This window comes from Brucella daejeonensis, from assembly GCF_014199265.1.
Classification (GTDB): Bacteria; Pseudomonadota; Alphaproteobacteria; order Rhizobiales; family Rhizobiaceae; genus Brucella; species Brucella daejeonensis.
This window is the reverse complement of sequence record NZ_JACIJG010000028.1, coordinates 1-17,911: the sequence shown is the minus strand read 5'-3', so window position 1 is coordinate 17,911 and position 17,911 is coordinate 1. Positions and strand designations below refer to the sequence as shown.

The following is a 17,911-nucleotide window of genomic DNA, read 5'->3' as shown; positions in this document are numbered from 1 at the left end:
CTCAAGAGGTTGTCCGCAGTCAGGCCGAGTCTGCTGATTGGCGTTGTTTTTTTTAGGCTTCCATGGGGCTTGTGCCGGTCGCAAATTTTCGTTTGGGTACTCAGGCTCCGTAAGGAATCCAGATATTCTTCACCTGTATCGCGCGACGAAGATAATCCCGTCCCTGTGCTTCGGCATTGTTCATCCAGTTGGGCGAACGTCCGTTATTGACCCATGTGGCTTTAAGATTCCCCGCGGAAGCCTGTTCGACCACGGCGCTGCCTTCGCGCGAGCCAAAATACCAGATCGTGGCAACGTCATCATGTTCGGCAAGTGTCTTCGTCAGAAGGTCACGTTCGCCGGTGACGATATTGATCACACCGCCCGGCAGGTCGGATGTGTCGAGCACCTGATAGAAATCTCCCGCGATCATCGGATGACGGGTGGATGGCACGACCACCGTCCGGTTGCCCATGGCAACGGCTGGAAGCACGAGCGAAACAAGTGAGAGAAGTGGTGCTTCATCGGGACAGACAATGCCCATCACGCCCCACGGTTCGTTCATTGCCAGCGTGACATGGCGCGACTTGGTGGAATGAACCGCTCCGTCGAACTTGTCGGCCTGCGCGGCATAATAGAATATGCGGCGCAATGAGGCTTCAAATTCTTCGTCCGCCTTTTTCTCAGCTAGGCCGGTGCTTTCAACCAGCCGTTCCACGAAATCCGCGCGGCGCGCATCGAGATTCTCGCCGAGATAATAGAGCACCTGTGCCCGGTTATGGGCCGTGGCTGCGCCCCAGCTTCCAGCCTTGCTCGCAGCTTCCACCGCATTGCGAATGTCCTTGCGGTTGCCGATACCAGCCTGGCCGATGACAGCGCCACCCTTGCCGATGACCGAATAGCTGTAGCCGCCGTCGGGACGGGCCTGCTTGCCGCCGATATAGTTCTTCATCGTCCGGTCGATACCGTCGATAGCGATCTTGTCATCGCCGGAGGGCGAAGCCGATGGCACGAAGGCTTCCGCAACTTTGGTCGAGGAGAGCGCCTTTTCCCAATCGGAGACGAGATATTCGTACATGCCTTCGCGTGCGCCTTCGCGACCGAACCCGCTTTCGCGATAGCCACCGAAACCGGCACCTGCATCCAGCATATTGGTGCAGTTGATCCAGACAACACCGGCTTTCACCCGGGCAGCAAGGTCAAGCGCAACATTGATGTTCTCGGACCAGATCGAGGCCGCGAGCCCGTAGCGCGTGTTATTGGCGAGCGAGACGGCTTCGTCCGGAGTGCGGAAGGTCGTCGCCGCCGCAATCGGCCCGAAGATTTCCACCTGACAGACGGTCGATGCCTGGTCCACTTCGGTGAAAAAGCCGGGAGCGATATAATTGCCCTTCGCGGGCAGCGGGTTCGGCGTCTGCCAAAGATCGCCGCCTTCCTCGAGACCCTTCTGGATCAGATCGGAAATGCGCTTTACCTGACCCGGCGAAACGATGGCCCCGACATCGGTGGATTTGTCGAGCGGGTCGCCAACGCGCATTGTCTCGAGGCGTTTTCTGAGCTTGGCATAGAAACGATCGGCGATGCCTTCCTGCACGAGCAGGCGCGAACCGGCGCAGCACACTTCGCCCTGATTGAACCAGATCGCATCGACGACGCCTTCGACAGCAGCATCGAGATCGGCATCTTCGAAAACGATGAAGGGCGACTTGCCGCCAAGTTCAAGCGACAGCTTCTTGCCCGAGCCGGCGATCTGCTTGCGAATGACGCGGCCAACCTGTGTCGAGCCGGTGAAGGCCACCTTGTCCACGCCGTCATGGCCGCAGATTTCAGCGCCGGTGGTTCCGTCTCCCTGCACGATGTTGACGACACCTGCGGGCAGGCCGACTTCATGGCAGATTTCAGCGAAGGCGATGGCCGAAAGTGGCGTGAGGTCCGCGGGCTTCAGAACAACTGTGTTACCGGCGGCCAATGCCGGGGCGATTTTCCAGGCAAGCATGAGAAGCGGGAAATTCCACGGAATGACCTGACCGCAGACACCGACCGGCGAAAAGCCCCTGAACTCGTCTTCCACCATCTCGGCCCAGCCCGCGTGATGATAGAAATGGCGGGCGGCGAGTGGAATGTCGATGTCGCGGGTTTCGCGGATCGGCTTGCCATTGTCCATGGTTTCCAGCACGGCCAGAAAGCGCTCGCGCTTCTGGATGTGGCGCGCGATGGCATAGAGATACTTGGCGCGCTCATAGGCTGACAGTTTGGACCATTTGCCGAAAGCCGCACGAGCGGCCTTTACTGCCTGATCGACATCTTCCGCATTGCCGCAGGTGATTTCAGCGAGCTTGTCGCCATTGGCCGGATTGGCTACGGCAATCGCCTTGCGGCCTTCCGGTTTGACAAAGGTCCCGTTGATATAGTGACCGAAAGAACGGCCATGCTGTTCCAGCCACAGGTTCACATCGCCGTTTGCTTCGGGGGAAGGTCCATATTCCATGGTCTTCAGGATGTCCTTGATGGGTCGCATTTCAAATTTTCCTTACGTGCATTTCCAGCAAAAGTGCGAAGCCGTTTTGCGTAGGAGAATGCGAAATTCCAAATTTAAGCAGCAGCGTGACGGTTGGCGGCGGAGTAGCGTCCGGTCACGAAGTGTTCCAATTGCCGTTCGATATCGCCGAGAAGCGAGCTTGCGCCGATGCGGAACAGATCGGGTTCCAGCCAGCGATTGCCGAGCTCTTCCTTCATCAGCGTGAGCCAGGCGAGCGCGTCCTTGGCGGTCTTGAGGCCACCCGCAGGTTTGAAGCCGACGCTTTGACCGGAAAGCTCGCCGTAATCGCGCAGCGCCCGTATCATGGTCAGGCTCACCGGCAAGGTGGCGTTGACGTCTTCCTTGCCCGTTGAGGTTTTGATGAAATCGGAACCTGCCTGCATCGCTACCATCGAGGCGCGATAGACATTGGTCAGCGTGTTGAGATCGCCGGTGGCGAGGATTGCCTTCATATGAGCATTCCCACAGACCTCTCGCATCGCGGCAATCTCGTCGTAGAGGGCTGACCAGTTCTGTGTCAGCACATGCTCACGGGTAATCACGATATCGATTTCGCGTGCACCCTGTTCGACGGCATAGGTGATTTCGGCAAGGCGAAGCGGCAATGGGGCCAGTCCGGCGGGAAAGCCGGTTGCAACGGAGGCGACCGGGATGCCGGAACCTTCGAGCGCCTTCACGGCATGCGGCACCATGGTCGGATAGACGCAGACCGCGCCGGTGGTAATGCCTGCATCTGCAAGGCCGAGCGCTTCCAGAATATCCTCGCGCACCGGGCGGCGCGCCTTGGCGCAGAGCCGGCGCACGCGGCCCGCCGTGTCGTCACCCGCAAGCGTGGTGAGGTCGATGCACTGGATGGCGCGGATGAGCCACGCGGCCTGATATTCCTTTTTCACCGAACGGCGGGCGCTGATCGTGGCGGCGCGACGTTCGGAAGCGCTGCGATTGACAGACACGTCCTCAAACCATTCAGGCTTGAGCGATGTCCCGTTATTGCGGGGGAGGGCTTCGGTCATTTCATTGTCCGTTCATAGGTTCAGCCACGTTCAGGGGCGATCAGGCGTGTTGGGTCGAGGGAGCGTGATCGCGGCAGAACGTTTCGAATTCTTCCCAACTGGCATAGGCTTTCTGTGTGCCGGGCCGGGTGATGGAATGGGCCGCATAAAGCGCTGCTTTGCGAAGCGATGCTTCCACATTGCCGGTTTCTGCGTAAAAGCGGGCGAAGGAGCCGATAAATGCGTCGCCCGCGCCGGTCGTGTCCTTCGGCGTGACCTTGACCGGCGGAATATTGACGATTTCGCTCGCGGTAATCATGCGCGCGCCGCGTCCGCCGAGCGTGACGATGACGGTGCGGATGCCGCGCGCGATGAGAGAACGTGCGGCTGTGACGATTTCATCGTCTGTGCCGGTAGGCAAGCCGGAGAGGATCGCCAGCTCGCTCTCGTTCGGCACGAGAAAAGTCACCTGACGGATCAACTCGGGGTCAAGATCGGCGGCGGCCGGGGCCGGGTTCAGAATTGTTTCGATGCCGTTTTCGGCGGCGAAAGCGATGGTGTGGTAGACGGTCTCGACCGGCACTTCCATCTGCATCAGGATGAGGCCGCAGCTTTTCAAATCATCGGCGGCCCTGTCGACTTCGGCGGGCAGAAGATCGGCGTTGGCTCCCTTGACGATCAGGATCGAGTTTTCGCCCGATGGTTCGACAAAGATGGGTGCTACGCCGCTCGATTTACCAGGAACTTTGCGCACATGACGCGTATCGACGCCGAACTGGTTCAGATTGCTGATGGTGTTGTCGGCGAAAATGTCGTCGCCCACACGGGTGACCATCAGCACGTCCGCGCCAAGGCGCGCGGCGGCCACGGCCTGATTGGCGCCCTTGCCGCCGCAGCCGATCTCAAATGTCGGCGCTTCCAGCGTTTCGCCGGGGCCGGGCATACGGTTCACATAGGTGATGAGATCCACCATGTTGGAGCCGACCACACCGATTTTCTTCGTCATGGGGTATTTCCTTCAAATTCAGGCGGTCTGGAGTGAACGGATTCCTGTTTCGAACTGCTCGGCGGCTGCCGTATCGAGATAGCCGACGCGCACAGGGAAAACGGCGCGCTCTCCCGATGCCAGTACCTGCACATTGTTCTTGGCCTTTTCCGCCAGATAGCCCTCCGGCTCGCAGGTCGAGGGCAGGGCAAAGGCTGCAACCTGGGAATCCCCGTTCACAAGAATCCAGCGTACGGTCTTGGGGAAGATTTCGGTCGGGTACGAAATGCCAAAACCGTCGCCTTCTGGAAGCCGCATCATCAGATGCGTGTTGCCATCGGTATCTTTCGGCAGTCCGCGAATATAGAAAACCTGCTCGGGATCGTAACGCTCCGGTTCGTCCAGCACTTCCATCGCGGCTGGATCGGTGGCCAGTTCATCGATCAGCGACAGGTATTCATCGTTGGGCGTAACGTGGCCGGGAACGGCGGTCCGCACTTGCACGTGCTCCGGCGTGTAAGGCACCGGCTGCACAATCCGCCCATCTTCCGCGTAAGCAAAATTGACGTGGCACATATACATCAGCTCCATCGGAGCGGATGAAAGGTTCTCGACGTCCATGGTGATGTCGAAGAGCGTTTCATCGGCGTGAAGCCGCACGCTTGGCCGTGCCAGATAATGCGCGCCGAAACCCATCACATATTCATATTCGCCGGTGATCTCGACGAAGGCGCCGCGCTCGTCATGGCCGAACAGAAGACCGGCCTTGTCCATCTTTGCGCAAGCCATTTCGCCATGCAGAAGATGGTTGTCCTCAGGGGAGGGACAGCCATTGCGCAGGATACCGCTATGGAACGCAAAGCAGCCATAGGTCTCGACGATGGTCGTTGCCGGGCGTGGCATGGAGAAGCTGTTGCCCATGGTCAGATCGATGCCGTCGAATTCCGCCCCCCAGACCATCTGCCCCATGAAGGGCAGCACGATGATATTGCCGCGTTCGTTCTCGACGAGCAGCGCCTCGATACCGCTTGGATAACGAAAGGCCGTAACGCTGAGACCGTAGGTATTGGCGATGACATGCGGCTGTTGGACAAAATCCTGACGGCGAAGATGAAATTCAATGTCCTGCATAAGGGATCACCTGCCCTGACTGTGCGATGCGTTGATCGCGATGACGAGAATGAGGAAAGCGCCCCAGATAAAATCGATGAGGTGGTTGGAAAACCGCATCATCTGGAAGCCGGAGGAAAGCAGCATCAGAGCAATCAGCGCGATGGCGATGCCCAGCACACGTCCCTTTCCGCCTGCCGGATTGGTGCCCCCGAGAACGGCAATGAGGACTGCCTGTAGCAGATAGGATGCGCCATAGTCCGACTTGGCGGCGTTGGTGCGGCCCGAAAGGATGATCCCGGCTATGGAGGCAAGCACGCCGGTGAGCATATAGGAATAGAGGATCATGCGATCCTTGCGGATACCGGCAAAGACGGCTGCGCGCGGATTGGTGCCGATCAGCATGAGATTGATGCCGAGTGTCGTGCGTGTCAGGAGAATGGCCACGACGATGCATATTGCGATGAACAGCAGGAATGGAGCAGCAATGCCGAACATCTTGCCGTTGCCGATCCAGTTCCACGCATCGGGAAAACCGACGATGGCAGGTCCGCCGGTTAGAACCAGGGCAAGCCCCATCAACACCTGTCCGGTGCCAAGTGTGGCAAGGATTGGCGTGATGCGCAGCTTGGCTATCAACAGGCCGTTGACCAATCCCGATACCAGTCCGACCAGCAGGGCGAGCAATATGCCCACGACGGTATAAAACAGCATTCCCGAACCGGAAGCCTGTGCCGCCTGCACCATGGAAGAATGGAAATAAACCCCGGCTACGATGCCCGCCAGATTGGCGATGCCCACCACTGAAAGATCGATGCCGCCCGTGAGCATGGCAATCATCATGGCGACCGAGAGGATGCCCAGCTCCGGCATGATGTAGCTGATGGATTCGAAGTTGTAATAGCGCAGGAACTTGTCCGGGTTCATCCAGGTCATCAGCGCAAAGACCAGCACGGTAATGACGATGAGCTGGATGATGTTGTTATCGCCGCCAAGGATACGGCGCATGTCGAAAGACTGTTTCATGTCGCGTTCTCCCTTCAGGCGATGTGTTTGCGGTCACGCCATGCGGTGATGGCTGTGGCGACGATGATGATGAGCCCCACCACGACACGCTGCCATGTCGTGTCCACCTTCATGATGATGAGCGAATTCTTGACCATGACGAGCATGAAGACCCCCATCAGCGTGCCGAGAACCGTGCCGCGTCCGCCGAAGATCGAGGCGCCGCCCAGAACCACGGCTGCGATCACGTCCAACTCGAGCCCGACGAAATCGCGCGGATTGGCAAGCCAGATCATCGAGGAATGCAGAAGGCCCGCGAAACCGGCGAGCGCTCCGGCCACGCAATAAACGAAGAAGATCGTACGGCGCGTATTGAAACCAACGCGTTTTGCCGCTTCCGGCGAGCCGCCATATGCATAAACGCTGCGCCCCATCATCGTATGATTGAGGATCAGGTGGATCAGCAGAGCCAGCGCCAGATAGACGAGAAACATTGCGGTCAGCCCGAACGTCGTGCCGGAGGCCGATGTCAGCGAGATCACATCCGTCTTGCCGAATTCGATCAGTTCCTTCGGCATCTTGTTGATGTTGACGGTGCTCGTGCCGACCAGGCCCAGCACAAGCCCTCGAACGATGGAACCGGTGCCGAGTGTCACGATCAGCGGGATCATCTTGAAACGATGGATGGTGAAACCGTTGAACGCGCCAAGCAGCAGGCCGATCAGCGTTGCCGCCACGAACGGGATGAACACCCCGTCATAGCCGAGATAGACCATCGCGCGGACGGTCAGATACATGGCCGCGATGGCAAAGGCCGTGAAGGAAACATCGATGCCGCCGGAAATCATCACCAGCAGAACGCCGAGCGCCATGATGCCGATCACGACATTGGAGCGCAGAAGCCCGAAGATATTGTCCAGCGACCAGAAAGCCGGATTGATGAGGCCGATCATGACCATGGCTGCGAACAGAACGCAGGCAATGATGAATTCGGTACTGCGAAAGAATTTCATGTGCCGGTTCCTCAATTCAGCGTCTTGAGCCGGTCATTGACGGCATCTTCGGTCATGGTTTCGCCGGAAAGCTCGTCGACGAAACGTCCGCGATGCATCACCAGCACACGATTGCAGTTCTGCACCAGCTCCGGCACATCGTCGGAAATCATCAGGACAGCAAGACCTTCATCGCGCGCAAGCTTGCGAATGATATTGTGGATCTGCGCCTTGGAGCCAACGTCGACACCGACGGTTGGTCCATTGAGGATCAGCACTTTCGCGCCCGTCAGCAGCCAGCGCGCCAGCACCACGCGCTGCGCATTGCCGCCCGACAGGTGATTGACCGGCGTATGCGGACCGGGAGCGACGATGTGCATTGCTGAAAACATCTCGCGGGTGGTGGCATCGGCTTTCTTGCGGTCGATGAAGAAACCACGCACGAATTTCTCGATCGATGTGACAATGATGTTGCGCTCGATCGATTGCGTCAGGAACAGGCCTTCCGTCAGACGGTCTTCCGGTACATAGGCGATGCCGCAGTCAATCCCCTCCTGTACGGTTTTGGGGTGCACTTGCTTGCCTTCAATGCGAACGGTGCCCGTGAAATCCGGCTTCATGCCGAAGAGCGCAAGTGCCAGTTCCGTGCGGCCGGAGCCGATCAGTCCCGATATGCCGACGATCTCGCCCGCATTGAGAGCAAGGCTGGCATTTTCCACCGAGCCGGGCACCGTAAGGTTCCTGATTTCAAGCGTCGGATTGGTGGAAGCGCCGTCACGCGGGCCCCAGTGATAATGGTCCGATGTAAGTTCCTGGCCTGTCATGGCGCGGGTGATCGACGGCTCGTCGAAATCGGAAATCGGACCTTCGGCGACTTTCTTTCCATTGCGAAAGACAGTCAGTCTTTCACTGATCTCCAGCATCTCGCGCATCTTGTGGCTGACGAAGAGCACGGCGATGCCCTGTGCCTGAATATCGCGCACGATCCTGAACAGCGCATCGACTTCATGCCGTGTCAGTGCGGTGGTCGGTTCGTCCATGATGATCAGGCGGGCGTCAGCCATGACGGCGCGCGCAATCGCCACAATCTGCTTGCCCGATGTCGGCAGGCTGTCCACATCCGCGTCAAGGTCGATGCTGACGCCGAGCCGGTCCAGCGCTTTCTGCGCCAGTTCGCGCACGCGTTTCCAGTCGACGCCCTTGCGGCCTTCGATGAGAAACGTATTGATTGCCAGATTTTCGGCAACCGTCAGGTTCCCGAACAACGAGAAATCCTGATAGATCACCTGAATGCCGTGTTGAACCGATTTGACGGGATTGAGTTTGCCAACGGACTTGCCGTCGATCAGTATCTCGCCGTCTTCCGGCGTGTAGACGCCCGACATGACTTTAATAATAGTGGATTTACCGGAGCCGTTCTCACCTGCGAGGCAGTGGATTTCGCCGGGCTTGATGGCAAAGGAAACGTCGTCCAGCGCCCTGACGCCGCCGAAGCGTTTTCCGATATGGCGCAGTTCGATCAAGTTTTCACTCATGATGGCCTCGTGCAAGGCTGGAATGCGATTTGTCCGGCGGGAGGGGCAGGAACCCCTCCCGTCAGAGGCAGCCATGGATATCAGAAGTCGTACTTATCCATGTTTTCCTTGGTCACGCCGACCCAGCCTGCGCCATAAAGCAGGTTCGGTTTGGCAGCGTCCGGCGCCAACAGGCTTTCATAGCCGGGCAGGCCCAGATTGAGACCGGCCTTGATCTGGTCGTTCTTCTTCTCAAGTGCGGCGACGGCCAGCATGTTCATGGCGTAGCCTGCAACGGCAGGGTCCCAGAACTGGATGTACTGGATATCGTCGTTTTTCAGATATTCGCCGGCGACCGAGACCAGGCCCGTGCCTGCGAAAAAGACCTTGCCCTTAAGCCCGCCTTCGGCGATCAGGCGTCCGGCTCCGGCGGAGGTCGGCATTGGCGCACCGAGAATGCCCTTGATGTCCGGATAGGCGGTCATCGCTTCCTTGAGCTTGTTGTAGTCGGTGTTGGCGTCGTCATAGGTTTCAAGACGGCCGGTCGCTTCTTCCATTTCGGGGAAATTGGCCTTCTGGTATTCAACGGCACCGTCGATCCATTCCATCTGCGACTTGGAGGTCAGGCTGCCAACGGTCGTGACATATTTGCCCTTGCCCCCCATCGACTTGCCGAGTTCCTTCATGAGGTTCGCGCCGTAGGCCTTGTTGTCAAAGGCTTCGATATCGTAATCGACGTTCTGGATGTTGGATGCTTCGTGGCTGATGACCACGATGCCGCGGTCGCGCGCTTTCTTCAGAACCGGTTCAACCGCTTCGACGGAGAATGGCACGATGGCAATGGCGTCAACGCCCTGGGCGATAAGGTTTTCGACTATCTGAACCTGCGCGGCAGCATCTGCCTGGCTGGGGCCGACCATCCACACGTCATTGCCGGTATCGGCCTTGAACTGGTCGACGCCGTCGCGCATCCGGTCGAACCAGGCAATGCCGTCCACCTTCACGACGGTTGCGATGGTGTATTTCTTGTCGCTGGCGGTGGTGATCAGTTCCTTGTTGATCTTCGATGTGTCAACGACGCCTTCCGCAAAAGCATGCGGAATGGCCACGGTCATGGCTATCGCCACGGATGCTAGAAATTTTTTCAATGGTCTTTCCTCCCTGAGAAACCCGGCTCCAGGATATGTGATCCTGAAATGAGCCAGTAAGCTGTCTTCTGCGCCCGCAGCCTTTGAAACGGTATGGGTTGCGTCAGCGCTCTCCTCCATTTGCCGATTCCCGATCGACAAATCCGACCTTCCGCCTGTCGCCGTCGGTCTTTCCCGATCCAGCGCGCACAAACCTGTTGTCTTATCCTCCCGATAATGCGAATTATAATGTTACAATCCAATCATTATGTTCGGATCGTTTCATATTTTTCCTCGACCTGTCAAGATCGGACGATCATGATTGCGCGAAATGTAACCGATGTATAAACGGGTGAACGAACGGCGACAGAATGGGGGCCGCGTGAGCAGAATCAGCCGGAAAGAAGAACGTATCGCCGAACTGGCAGCGCTGGTGGACGAGATTGGCGTGATGCGCCTGCGCGATGCGGCCATGCGGCTTGGCGTTTCGGAAATGACGATCCGCCGCGACATCGGTGGAGATGCCGGCAGACTCAATTGTTTGGGTGGTTACATTATTCCCGCGCAGGACGGTTCGAGCGGCAGCGATTATGTTTTCGACTTCGAGAAAGACAGTCATGCCAGTGCCAAGGCGCAGGCCTGCGCAGCCGCTGCGGCTTTGATCGAGCCTCATGATACGGTCTTCATCGACTGCGGCACGACAATGCCCCATCTTGCTCACCATATACCGCAGAACCAGCATATTACCGTTGTTTGTTATGCTCTCAACATCGCGGAAATACTGTCCCAGCGCAGCGATGTCCGTCTCATCGTTCTGGGGGGGCTCTATCACCCGGAGGCAGCATCCTTTTCCGGTGACGAGGCGATCGATGTTCTGAAGCGAATCAACATCAATAAAGCTTTCCTCTCAGCAGGAGGAGTCGATGAGCAGCATGGTGTGACCTGCTCACACTTTCACGAAGTGCCAATCAAGCAAATGGCCATGCAGCGCGCCGTCGAAAAACATCTGGTCGTTGACGAGAGCAAATATGGCAAGGTCCGCGCAGCACGATTTGCCAGCATAGCGGATTTCACGTCGATCGTGCTCGGCTGAAGCTGCCGATTTGTTATTGCCAGGTTGTTTCGGAGCCGTTCCGGTCTATTCGAGTCGAGTGAAAATTCCATCCGACATGCCACGCCTGAAAGCCTGGCGGATAGAATTTTCACTCCTTCCTTCGCGCTTCCGCCTCAGAGACGGTAACCCTCGCGCGCAAGGCCCCCCGCCAGAAGTATTGCCAGTTCATGCGCTTCATCCTCGTCCAACCTGTGCGACGTCACCAGTTCCGCGAGGAAGGCGGAATCGGCGCGACGGCTGACGTCATGGCGTGCCGGGATCGAACACAGCGCGCGGGTATCGTCATTGAAGCCAACAGTATTCATGAACCCTGCCGTCTCGGTCGCCTGCTCCCGAAAGCGGCGGATACCCTCGAAACTGTCGTTGAACCACCATGGCGGTCCCAGCCGCAGCGAAGGATAGGCTCCGGCAAGCGGCGCCAGTTCGCGTGAATAGGTGGTCTCGTCCAGAGTGAACAGGATCAGCCGCAGGCGCGGATCCATTCCCACGGCGTCGAGCAACGGCTTCAGCGCCGCAGTGAAATCGACCTGCACCGGCATGTCGAAACCGTTATCGCGGCCATAACGCGCCAGCACCGTGGGGCTATGACTGCGCGAGACGCCGGGATGAAGCTGCATCACCAAACCGTCCTCGACCGACATACGCGCCATTTCCGTCAGCATCTGCGCACGGAACAGTTCGGCCTCGGCCGGCGTGGCCTTGCCCGAGCGTATGCGGTCGAACAGGCGTGCTGCCTCAGGTCCGGGCAGGTCTGCGGTCTGCGGCGTGGGATGGCCGTGATCGGTGGCCGTGGCGCCCATGCTGCGGAAGAATGCGCGCCGGTCGCGATGCGCGTCCAGATAGCCCTGCCAGCGCCCGGTATCGCAGCCGCTGATCTCGGCCAGCCGGTCGAGATTCCGCGAGAAACCTTCGCTATCGGGATCAATGACGGCGTCAGGGCGATAGGTCGGGACGACACGGCCCTTCCAGCCGCTTTCCCGCGCCAGGCGGTGCCAGCGCAGGTCGTCCAGCGCGGAATCGGTGGTGGCGATGACCTCGATCCCGAAACGTTCATAGAGCGCGCGGGGACGATAGGCCGGATCGGCCAGTTTTTCAGCGATGGCGTCATAGTGTGCATCGGCATTGGCCGCAGAAAGACGCTCGGACAGGCCGAACACCTCGGAGAGCGCATGATCCAGCCAGAGCCGGGATGGCGTGCCCCGGAACAGGTGGTATTGCGCCGCAAAGCTGCGCCAGATGGCGCGCGCGTCGGTCTGCGCGCCCTTGCCGATACCCAGTTCCTCATAGGATACGCCCTGACTGATCAGCATTCGCACCACATAGTGGTCGGGGATGACGAACAGTTCGGCCGGGTTTGCGAAGGCGGGATTTTCGCCCCACCATCGCGGATCGGTATGCCCGTGGGGCGAGACGATGGGCGCATCGGCAATCCCTCGATACAGATCGCGCGCGATGGATCGGGTGGCGGGGTCGGCAGGAAACAGGCGGTCAGGATGCAGAAGCATGTCAGTGTCCCATCATCATGTCGGGCAGGAACATCACCGATTGAGGAAAGACGATCATGATGACGGTGACGGCCAGAACCGCCAGTGCCAGCGGGACAAGTTCCATGGTGTATTCCTTGTAGGAGCAGTTCAGGATGCCGCAGACGGTAAACATCGAGACCCCCACCGGCGGCGTCATGCCGCCAAAGGTCACCAGCGTCATCATGATCAAGCCGAAATGAACCGGATCGACCCCGGCTGCGGTGATGACCGGAACCAGGATCGGCGTCAGCAGCATGACGATCACCGTCGCCTCCACCAGCATACCGAACACCAGCAGAAAGGCCGAGATCGTGAACAGCAACGCCACCTTGGACGAGAACAGGCCAAGCGCCAGTTCAGCCAGGGTCTGCGGCACGCGCTCGAAGGTGATGACGTAGCCGAAAGCCCCCGACAGCAGGATGATGAACATGATCATGCCGATGTCGCGCACCGAATGCAGCAGCGCGTCTACAATTGCGGCAAAGCTCAACTCACGATAGATCAGCACTCCCACGACCAGTGCGTAGGCCACGGCGAAGGCGCCGGCTTCGGAAGGGGTAAAGATGCCGAAACGGATGCCGACGATCAGCCAGACCGGGAAAAGGATGGCCCAGAAGCTGGACTTGACGGCGGCGATCACCTCGGAAAACGTCGGCGGCCGCGCGCTGACCGGCTTGTAGTCGCGGCGCCTGGAGATCAGGCCCGTCGTCAGCATCAGCGCGATGGTCAGCAGGATACCGGGCATGATGCCGGCAACGAACAGCCGACCGATGGAAACTTCACCCAGGAATCCGTAAAGGATCAGACCCAGGCTGGGGGGAATGGTCGCCGTGATCAGCCCGCCGACAGACAGAAGCGCTGCGGTGAAGCCCCTGGAATAGCCTTCCTTGATCATGGGTTGGCCCAGGATGCGGGATTGCATTGCCGCATCGGCAACTGCGGAACCGGAAATGCCCCCCATCAGGGCGGACAGTATCAGGCTGACCTGGGCGATGCCGCCCCGCATCCATCCGGCCAGCACCGAGGCCAGCGCCATCATTCGCGGCGTGATGCCGGACCCGTTCATCAGATGCCCGACCAGAATGAACAGCGGCACGGCCAGCAGCGGGAAGGACTGGCTGGATGCGATGATGCGCTGGACCGCGGTCGCGTCCGGCATGAAGGTCGAAGGCAGCAGGAAATAGACGAGACTGGCCACGCCGATGGCGAATGATACCGGCATGCCGATCACCATGAAGCCGAGCGCGAGGCAAAGAAGCAGGAACGAGATCACAGCAGTTGCTCCTGATCGCGGGTTTCAGGTTCGATGGCATAGAGCAGCCCGTGTGTGGCGAGGCGCCGGACCATCGAGACGATCATCAGCGCGCAGCCGACAGGAAAGGCCAGCGTGACCCAGCCATAGGACAGCCCCGAAGCGCCCATCTCGCGTGCCCAGTTCGACATGGCCAGTTTCCAGCCCAGCCAGCCGCAATAGCCAAGAAAGCCCAGGATACAGACCACGCAGACCAGATGAAGCACGCGCCGACCGTTGGCGGACAAGGCGTCGGGCAAGGCCGAGATACGGATATGCTGGCCGCGCGTCAGCATCAGGTCGGCGCCGAACATACAGGTCCAGATCAACAGCAGCTGCGCGATCTCCGGACCTGCGGGGAAAGGGTGGCCGATGGACCGTCCCACCGCGCCCACCAGCACCGCAAGCACGGTGCCGGCCAGGCACATCACCGCCAGAATCTCTTCCAAACGATCCCATAGCTTGAACATCATTTTCTCCGCCGCTGTTCAAAGGGGTGCGGGGCGGGCGATCCGGCACCGCCCCGCGCCGCGATCATTTCCGAGCTGCGTCGATATAGGGCTGAAGCGCGGCGCGCGCCTCTTCAAGACCCAACGCGGCATAAACACCGTCCGTCAGGGCCCTGAAGTCGTCCGGGTTCACCTCGGAAACCACAAGACCGCCGTCCTTCATTTCCTTCAGCACCTCCTCGCCCTTCTTGACCGTCGCGGCCGAGGCTGCATCGCCCGCCTTGGCCAGTTCTTCGGTGACGATGGTCTGCTGTTCCGGGGTCAGGCTCTTGAACCACTCCTCCGAGGTGGTCAAACCGGTCAGCAGCTGGACGTGATTGGTGAAGGCGAGGTTCCCCGTCACTTCGTGCAGCTTGATGCCATAGGCGCCGGTCAGCTGGGCTTCGGCCCCGTCCAGCGCTCCGAGTTGCAGCGCCGAATACACCTCGGACCATGCCATCGGCACTGCGGTGGCGCCCATCGCGTTCACCGTGGCCAGCCAGCCCGGCGCGTCGATCGTGCGCACGCGCACGCCCTTCAGATCGACAGGCCCCGTCACCGGCGATTTGGTGAACATCTGTCGGGTGCCCTGGAACCAGTTGTAGTTCAGCAGGCGCAGGCCAGAGGAGGCCGCAAGGTCCTCGACCCATTGCTTATAGGGCTCGGAGGTGGTGATCGCGGCATATTCCGTCCAGTCATTGACCAGATAAGGCGCCGACAGGATGCCGAGTTCCTTCTTGAACGGCGCCAGTCGCCCCGCATCGACCAGAACCGCGATCGCGGCGCCGTTGCGGATCTGTTCAAGCACATCATTGTCGGAGCCCAGCTGCGAGGACGGATAGACCGTCACTGCGATCTCACCCTTGCTGCGCTCGCCAATGGCCTTGGCTGCGTCTTCCATCGCGATGGCCAGCGGATCGCTGGCGTTCTGCGAAGTGGAGAGCGCCAGTTTCACCTCCGCCAGCGCAGTCCCTGCCGTCGAGGCAAGCAAAATGGCCGCAAGGCCGAGCAACTTGATCTTGAACATGATGGTTCCTCCCTTTTTCATGTCGTGCGATGCCGGGGAATTCCCGGCCAAAGTCCTGCTAGCGCGCCCTCGGCAAGCGCCAGCACAATATGGTAGAAAAGTCGCGTCAGCGCCTCGGGCCAAAGGCTGTGTCCCCCGACATCCAGCCGGCTTGCAAAGACCGGCCTTCCGGCAAACCAGCCTTCGAACATGAGGCAAAGCAGGGCACGGGCGCGTTCCCCGGCATCTGGATCGCCGGTCATGTGGGATTGAGCCAGCGCCTTGATCGCTTCGGTCTGCGGCCAGAGCAGAAGGTCGTCACCGGCAACCCCGCCCTGCGGTGTGACTGCATCGATGACCGCGCCTTGCAACGGTCCGGCGCCGGCAAATCCGTAACGGTCCGCGAAAGCTTGCAGGCGCGCGGCGGTGATGCGCAGCACAGGATCACCGCCCAGCGCGACCTCCCGGTTCAGCAGCCAGGCCCATTCCCACTGATGTCCCGGTTCGCGTCGTTGTCCGTCAGCCCCAGGCAGGGTGGAAAGGTCGGGTGCAAGAAATTCTGCAATGCTGCCGCTGTCCCGGTCGAGAAAATGATGCAGGGCGTGCTGCCGCAGCCGGGCCGCCCGCGCCTGCCAGACCGGGTTTTCGGTCATCTCGTAAGCCTGAAGGCAGGCTTCGTACAGGTGCATGTGCGGGTTCTGCGCGGGCAGGGGCGATGCCTCGCTGCTGTCGTCATTGCGCAAAAGCCCGGTTGCGGGATCGGTCAGCGTTCCGGTGAGAGCGAGCCAGCAAGCCTCGATCTCGGCTTCCGTGTCCTTTTGCGGCAACAGCCGATTCCAGGTCGCCAGCGCAAGAATGACGAAACTCTGGTCATAGCTGCGGGCCAGTTCGTCCCCGAATATCCCGGTCGCCGTGCCATCGCGGCCAAGGGCGCGGCGGTAAAGTCCCGAAGGCTTGCGGAACCGGGGAAGAAACTCGGCCTGTCGGCGAGCGGCCTCGACCAGAGACGGATCGCCGGACGCAAGCGCCAGATGCGATAGGGCAAACAACGTCCGGGCCTGCGTCAGAACGGTCTTGGGCGCGGCGAGATCGGAATTCGCATTGGCGTCCAGATGATCGAAGACCCCGCCCTGCGGGTCCTGCACCCGGTGCAGCCAGCAAGGAAGAAACCCTTTCCAGAACCAGTCAGCCCAATCCTGCGCGGCCAGTCCGTTCGGAGCAAGGACGGCGGCGGAAGACGACATGCCAGCAGGCCCGGTCATGGCTGCGTGGTTCCGAGATCCCCCTCGAATAAGTGGGGATGGCCTGCAATGATTTCCGGCAAGTCGGCAACGATCTCGCGCAGGTGCAGGCGCATGGCTTCCACTGCCCGCGACGGATCGTGGGCGCGGATCGCCTCCACCACCTCCGCATGTTGGGCAATGAGACGCTGCCGCGAGAATTGCCGGCTGCTGATATGACGCACACGATTCATTTGAATCTTCAGCACTTCAAGGTGATCGGCGACCGCAGCCTGCTTTGCGAGTTCTGCCAGGCAGCGGTGGAAATCCTCATCGGCCCGCATGAAGTCTTCACCCGAATCGTTTGGCCCCAAGGCACGCTGCTCGGCGATGTGCCGGTCCAGTTGTGCGATGGCGGAAGCATCGGCGGTCTCGGCCACCAGGCGCACCATGTCCGCCTCGACCGCCTCGCGGATAAAGCGGGCGGTCATCACGGCTGGAACCGAGATCAGTGTGACATAGGTGCCCCGCTGCGGGCGGACTTCCACCAGCCCTTCTTCCGCCAGCTTGATGAAGGCTTCACGCACGGGCTGGCGCGAGACAGACCATGCACTTGCGATCTCGGTCTCCGAGATACGCGCACCAGGGGCGATCTCGCCGCGGATAATCTGGTCCAGCAGCAGACGATGGAGTTGCGGTCCGACGGCGCTGCTCTGCTCCAGCCGATGAGCCTGAATCGCTTTCATGATCGTCCTCCCTGCCACTTACCTACTACCATACTTCAATACCAGTCAATCACTGAGTTCGACGGGACATCTGCGTCGGCGTAAATTCTGGAGGAGGCACATGCGGCAAACCTAGTGGATTGAATTTGACGTTTGAATCCCGACTGAATGAGATGCCGTTTCAAACGTCAAATTCGAAAAACCTAGAGCCTTTCAGGTTTTGACGGAAGCGTATCCGGCGCTTTCGAAGTAGTTTGAACATTCGGCTGGTTCGATGGTTGTGACGAGGTGGCCGATG

General features: G+C 59.7%; 15 protein-coding genes. 1 reads left to right on the top strand and 14 read right to left on the bottom strand.

Annotation, left to right across the window (positions count from 1 at the left end):
* Positions 1-100: 100 nt before the first annotated feature.
* The 8 genes from FHS76_RS20855 to FHS76_RS20820 all read right to left on the bottom strand — a co-directional run bounded on the left by FHS76_RS20855 (position 101) and on the right by FHS76_RS20820 (position 10,264).
* Positions 101-2,497 (bottom strand): aldehyde dehydrogenase family protein, encoded by a 2,397-nt coding sequence (locus FHS76_RS20855; RefSeq protein WP_183657658.1) that lies wholly within the window; start codon positions 2,495-2,497, stop codon positions 101-103.
* Positions 2,498-2,571: 74 nt separating this feature from the next.
* A complete protein-coding gene (gene deoC, locus FHS76_RS20850) occupies positions 2,572-3,531 on the bottom strand; it encodes a deoxyribose-phosphate aldolase (protein ID WP_183657655.1) in 960 nt (319 codons plus the stop codon).
* Positions 3,532-3,571: 40 nt separating this feature from the next.
* Positions 3,572-4,516, bottom strand: a complete 945-nt coding sequence (gene rbsK / locus FHS76_RS20845) for a ribokinase (protein ID WP_183657652.1) — start codon at positions 4,514-4,516, stop codon at positions 3,572-3,574.
* Between the two features lie 18 nt (positions 4,517-4,534).
* Entirely contained in the window at positions 4,535-5,626 is a 1,092-nt protein-coding gene (locus FHS76_RS20840) for an aldose 1-epimerase family protein (protein ID WP_183657649.1), read from the bottom strand.
* Positions 5,627-5,632: 6 nt separating this feature from the next.
* On the bottom strand, positions 5,633-6,631 hold the full coding sequence (locus FHS76_RS20835; RefSeq protein WP_183657646.1) for an ABC transporter permease: 999 nt from the start codon (positions 6,629-6,631) through the stop codon (positions 5,633-5,635).
* A 14-nt stretch (positions 6,632-6,645) separates the two neighbouring features.
* Positions 6,646-7,623, bottom strand: a complete 978-nt coding sequence (locus FHS76_RS20830; protein WP_183657643.1) for an ABC transporter permease — start codon at positions 7,621-7,623, stop codon at positions 6,646-6,648.
* Positions 7,624-7,634: 11 nt separating this feature from the next.
* A complete protein-coding gene (locus tag FHS76_RS20825) occupies positions 7,635-9,137 on the bottom strand; it encodes a sugar ABC transporter ATP-binding protein (RefSeq protein ID WP_183657640.1) in 1,503 nt (500 codons plus the stop codon).
* 80 nt (positions 9,138-9,217) lie between these two features.
* A complete protein-coding gene (locus FHS76_RS20820; protein ID WP_183657637.1) occupies positions 9,218-10,264 on the bottom strand; it encodes an autoinducer 2 ABC transporter substrate-binding protein in 1,047 nt (348 codons plus the stop codon).
* Positions 10,265-10,625: 361 nt separating this feature from the next.
* Between FHS76_RS20820 and FHS76_RS20815 the strand changes: the two genes are divergently transcribed.
* Positions 10,626-11,336, top strand: a complete 711-nt coding sequence (locus tag FHS76_RS20815; RefSeq protein WP_183657634.1) for a DeoR/GlpR family DNA-binding transcription regulator — start codon at positions 10,626-10,628, stop codon at positions 11,334-11,336.
* 134 nt (positions 11,337-11,470) lie between these two features.
* On the opposite strand, the gene uxaC is transcribed toward FHS76_RS20815, so the two are convergent.
* The 6 genes from uxaC to FHS76_RS20785 form a co-directional block, all read right to left on the bottom strand.
* Positions 11,471-12,862 (bottom strand): glucuronate isomerase, encoded by a 1,392-nt coding sequence (uxaC, locus tag FHS76_RS20810; protein WP_183657631.1) that lies wholly within the window; start codon positions 12,860-12,862, stop codon positions 11,471-11,473.
* Between the two features lies 1 nt (position 12,863).
* Positions 12,864-14,156: a TRAP transporter large permease gene (locus FHS76_RS20805; RefSeq protein ID WP_183657613.1), complete on the bottom strand. Its 1,293-nt coding sequence runs from the start codon at positions 14,154-14,156 to the stop codon at positions 12,864-12,866.
* Positions 14,153-14,647: a TRAP transporter small permease gene (locus tag FHS76_RS20800; RefSeq protein ID WP_183657610.1), complete on the bottom strand. Its 495-nt coding sequence runs from the start codon at positions 14,645-14,647 to the stop codon at positions 14,153-14,155. Before FHS76_RS20800 ends, FHS76_RS20805 begins: the two co-directional genes overlap by 4 nt.
* Before the next feature lie 61 nt (positions 14,648-14,708).
* The gene (locus FHS76_RS20795; protein ID WP_183657606.1) at positions 14,709-15,710 is read right to left on the bottom strand and encodes a C4-dicarboxylate TRAP transporter substrate-binding protein; all 1,002 of its coding nucleotides are present in this window, start codon (positions 15,708-15,710) and stop codon (positions 14,709-14,711) included.
* Positions 15,707-16,930, bottom strand: coding sequence for an AGE family epimerase/isomerase (locus tag FHS76_RS20790; protein ID WP_183657603.1), 1,224 nt, complete (start codon positions 16,928-16,930; stop codon positions 15,707-15,709). Before FHS76_RS20790 ends, FHS76_RS20795 begins: the two co-directional genes overlap by 4 nt.
* Positions 16,927-17,634: a GntR family transcriptional regulator gene (locus tag FHS76_RS20785; RefSeq protein WP_183657601.1), complete on the bottom strand. Its 708-nt coding sequence runs from the start codon at positions 17,632-17,634 to the stop codon at positions 16,927-16,929. The genes FHS76_RS20790 and FHS76_RS20785 overlap by 4 nt, the downstream gene beginning before the upstream one ends.
* Positions 17,635-17,911 lie beyond the last annotated feature (277 nt).